We start from the raw sequence: 3,635 nt of genomic DNA, 5'->3' as shown, positions 1-3,635 counted from the left end.
TAGCGGCTTCGGAAAAGCGGGCTGGGCCACCATGTCGTGGTCGCCTCTTGCCCGTTGAGTAGGCCCGATTCGGCGAGGACGAAGGTCCCTATGCAAGCGGCGGCGATTCGGCCACCTTGTTCATGCCAACGACGCAACTGTTTGCCGGCATGCCGCACGGCCGGACGTTCGAGGTATTGCACCAAACTATCAGGCGTTCCGGCGCTGATCGCGGGCACCACGATCCAGTCCGGCAGCGGCATGCAGTGCGCCTTTTTCGTCGGGACGTTCATACCGAGCGCCGTCCTGATTCGGGTTCGGAGGCCGACCAACTCGACGTCGAACGGGCGTGGTTCGCCGGGACGCGCAATCGCCGCCAGCCCATTCGCGATCCTGATGGTGTCGAGTACCACGGCCATGACCGTATCGAACACGCCATCCAAGGGAAAAACGAAGATACGCATGGCGTAAACGCCCCGGATAATGTCATTTGCGATGCTATTTCTCCGGTCGGTTTAAGTCTATTCTGCACGACAGAAAATCTTCAATCGAGGAGCAAGGAATGTCTGAAGCAGCAGCAAGGAAAGATACCGGCAGCGCGCACCCGCTCGACGACGTCGTATGGAATGCGCTAACCAGCAAGCAGTGCCGCTTTGCATTCGGGAATGATCAAGCACTGCGATTTCCAACGGCCATTGCGCGCTTTGCTGCCATGGTCGATACCAGTCCGACATCCTTCGAAGCCTTGCTTAGATTGATCGAGGCGCCCGGTCCGGTCGCTTTGGTTACCGCGGGCGAGGTCCTGCCGCCGGCCGGGTTCTCTGTCATCACGCATACGACGCTGCTGCAAATGATCTGGCAAGGCAAGCTCGACCCGACGCGTGTCTGCGAGCACGTCAGGCTCACCGAGCGTGATGTGCCGGAGATGCTCGCCCTGCCCACTGCAACGCAGCCTGGGCCGTTTGGCCCGAGCACCATCGAACTCGGCGACTATCTCGGTGTGCGCAGACAGGGCAAGCTGGCCGCAATCGCGGGTGAGCGCATGAGTCTCGACGGATATACCGAAATCAGTGCCGTCTGTGTGGATGCCGCTTTTCGAGGGCAAGGTCATGCGGCCGGCCTGATGAAGGTGCTGATTGCGGCCATCCGCGCTCGAGCCGAAATACCCTTTCTGCACGTGTTCAAACTGAACCACGCCGCCATCGCGCTCTATCAGACGCTGGGTTTTGTCGAACGGCGTGAGATGCATCTCACGGTACTCGGGGGAACGTAAACATAGCCGGATTTCCGAGCACGCTACCCGTCATTGAACCGGCGGAAACGGGCCGCGCGAAACCCGCCGAACCGCCGTCCCGCACGCTTGCCGTGGTTCGCCGCAGTCCCGGTTCGACGTCGTGCCCAGACGTGCTGGCAATGACCACGTCGTCTGCGCGTATCGCGTAGGTTATCCATTTTCGGGCAAACTGAATCCACGTCCTGATCTTTGCATCGAGATATTGGCGGGAGGCGTAAACCGCGTAGACATTGAACTCTTGCAGATGATAGTCGGGCAACACCCTGACCAGCGATCCCGCTCGCAAGGCGGAACGGACGGCGAGCATCGGAAGGGTTCCGATGCCCATGCCTTCGTGCAATGCCGCCGCCATCGCCTCAGACATATTCACCTTGAAGCGGCTGTCGGGGAGCTGGAATTCGCGTTCTCCGTCAGGTCCCGTGAGCCGCCAGCGGTCCGACGCAAACCTGGGCAGCGCCAGTTGAAGACACGCATGGCTCGCCAGGTCCTTCACAGTGCGAGGCGTGCCATGGATCTCCAGATAGTGCGGCGCAGCGCACAGGACCGTGTGGATAGTCCCCAGGTGATGACAAATGAAGTTCGAATCCGGCAGCATATCGGGCGACAACCGGATTGCCACGTCGTAGCCTTCTTCCAGAAGGTCCGGCACGTGCTGCGACAGAGTCAGGTCAACGGTGACTTCCGGATAGCGCGCCTGATAGGCGGCAATCGCAGGTATGACGTAGTTCTGGCCTATGCTCGGCGTCGCATGAATCCTGATTGTCCCTGCCGGAATGGCGTGGGCGTCCGAAGCCTCCGCCTCGGCCACAGCGACGGATGCCAGAATCTCCCGGCAACGCTCTAAATACCGCTGGCCGGCTTCGGTCAGTGCGACTCGACGCGTCGTGCGATTTAGAAGCCGGGTGCGCAGATGGCTTTCGAGCTCGGTGACGGAACGCGACATCGCGGTCAGCGTCGCTGATTGCTGATGTGCCGCTTTCGTAAAACTGCCCGTGTCCGCCACTGCGACAAAGGCTTTCATGTTTCTGATGGTATCCATACCCGGTGTCCACCTGCAAAATGGGATCGTTTCGGCGATGAAGTGAAGCGACTAACCGGCAGCGTTTCCGGGCGCCTGCGCGTCCTTGCGCTGCCAGCCACCGCCTAGCGCCTTGATGAGCGAGACGTCCGCGGTCATCCGGCGCGTCGCGATGTCGACCTGCGTGAGCCGTGCGGTGAGTTCGATGTTCTGCGCCTCGATCACGTTGTAGTAGTTGGCAAGCCCCCCGGTATAGAGATGCGTCGCCTGCGCCGTCGAATCCGCGGCGGCGGTCACGGCGGCCTGCTGGCTGGTGGCCTCGCGAGCGAGGAGGTGCAGCGACGCGAGACTGTCCTCGACCTCGCCGTACGCGTCGAGCACGGACTGGCGGTATTGCGCCGCCGCTTCGTCATACGAGGCGCGGGCACGTTCATTGATCGCCCGACGCTTGCCGCCGTCGAGGAGGTTCACGACGGCGGAAGGGCCCAGTGACCACGCTTCTGCCGGTGCGGTGAAAAGGTGGTTCGGCATGGCGGCCTCGAGACCGACAAGCGCGTTCAGGTTGAAGGCCGGGTAATACGCAGCCTTGGCTACGCCGATGTCCGCATTGGCGGCCGCGACCCGGCGTTCCGCCGCAGCGACGTCGGGACGCCGCTCGAGCAGGGCGGCCGGGAGGACCGCCGCGATGTCAGGCGGCGTTGCATCGAGCCTGTTTTCAGGCAGCGCAAAGCCAGCGGGCGGTTGTCCCGTGAGGATTGCGATGGCGTGTTCGAGGTTTGTGCGCTTCAGCCGGATTTCAGTGGCCTGCGTCATGGCGCTTTCGAACTGCGCTTCGGCAGCGGAGACATCCGCCTTTGCCGCGTACCCGATGTTGAACCTTGCCTGCGTAAGTTCCAGCGCTTTGCGATCGTTCTCGACCGTCCGGTCGAGTACGTCCTGTTCGGCATCGTCACCGCGCAGGATGAAGTAGTCGCTGGCGAGCTCGGCATGGAGGCTCAGATCCACCGTTGCGAGATCGCCGGCGCTGGCCTGCTCCCGGTCCACGCCGGCCTTCGCCTGGTTGCGCACGCGTCCCCAGACATCGATTTCGTAATCGAAGTCGAGTCCGAGGCTGTAGTTCTTGAAGGATCGCTTCGGCAACGGATTCGCCACCTCGCGAGACAAGCCCTCATGCGATGCGGACCCGCTCGCGTCGAGCGTGGGGTAATAGTCGGCTTGCGCCGTCCTTGCGTCCGCGCGTGCTTCGTCGTACTGGGCGACGGCAACCTTCAGGTTCTGATTCGCGATGCTCACCTGGTCTTCGAGCCGGTCGAGCGCCGGGTCCTGGAAGATTCGCCACCATGG

3 protein-coding genes and 1 pseudogene are annotated in these 3,635 nt (G+C 62.2%); 1 reads left to right on the top strand and 3 read right to left on the bottom strand.

All coding sequences use genetic code 11. The features are described 5' to 3' along the window. Positions 1–443 (bottom strand): annotated as a pseudogene (locus VGH68_RS17115) (AraC family transcriptional regulator); the annotation flags it as partial. 98 nt (positions 444–541) lie between these two features. Here VGH68_RS17115 and VGH68_RS17110 point away from each other — a divergent pair. After that, entirely contained in the window at positions 542–1,252 is a 711-nt protein-coding gene (locus VGH68_RS17110; protein WP_331604846.1) for a GNAT family N-acetyltransferase, read from the top strand. On the opposite strand, the gene VGH68_RS17105 is transcribed toward VGH68_RS17110, so the two are convergent. Both VGH68_RS17105 and VGH68_RS17100 read right to left on the bottom strand, forming a co-directional pair. Beyond that, on the bottom strand, positions 1,230–2,312 hold the full coding sequence (locus tag VGH68_RS17105; RefSeq protein WP_331604845.1) for a LysR family transcriptional regulator: 1,083 nt from the start codon (positions 2,310–2,312) through the stop codon (positions 1,230–1,232). The genes VGH68_RS17110 and VGH68_RS17105 overlap by 23 nt on opposite strands. A gap of 51 nt (positions 2,313–2,363) precedes the next feature. After that, a partial coding sequence (locus VGH68_RS17100) for an efflux transporter outer membrane subunit (RefSeq protein WP_331604844.1) occupies positions 2,364–3,635 on the bottom strand: 1,272 nt, incomplete at its 5' end.

This window comes from Paraburkholderia sp., from assembly GCF_036488505.1.
Classification (GTDB): Bacteria; Pseudomonadota; Gammaproteobacteria; order Burkholderiales; family Burkholderiaceae; genus Paraburkholderia.
The sequence above is the reverse complement of the archived record's forward strand: the minus strand, read 5'-3'. Positions and strand labels throughout refer to the sequence as shown.

Excerpts from the sequence above, each read along its gene's own strand:
- VGH68_RS17110 (WP_331604846.1), top strand. The coding sequence starts at position 542 with ATGTCTGAAGCAGCAGCAAGGAAAGATACCGGCAGCGCGCACCCGCTC.
- VGH68_RS17105 (WP_331604845.1), bottom strand. The coding sequence starts at position 2,312 with ATGGATACCATCAGAAACATGAAAGCCTTTGTCGCAGTGGCGGACACG.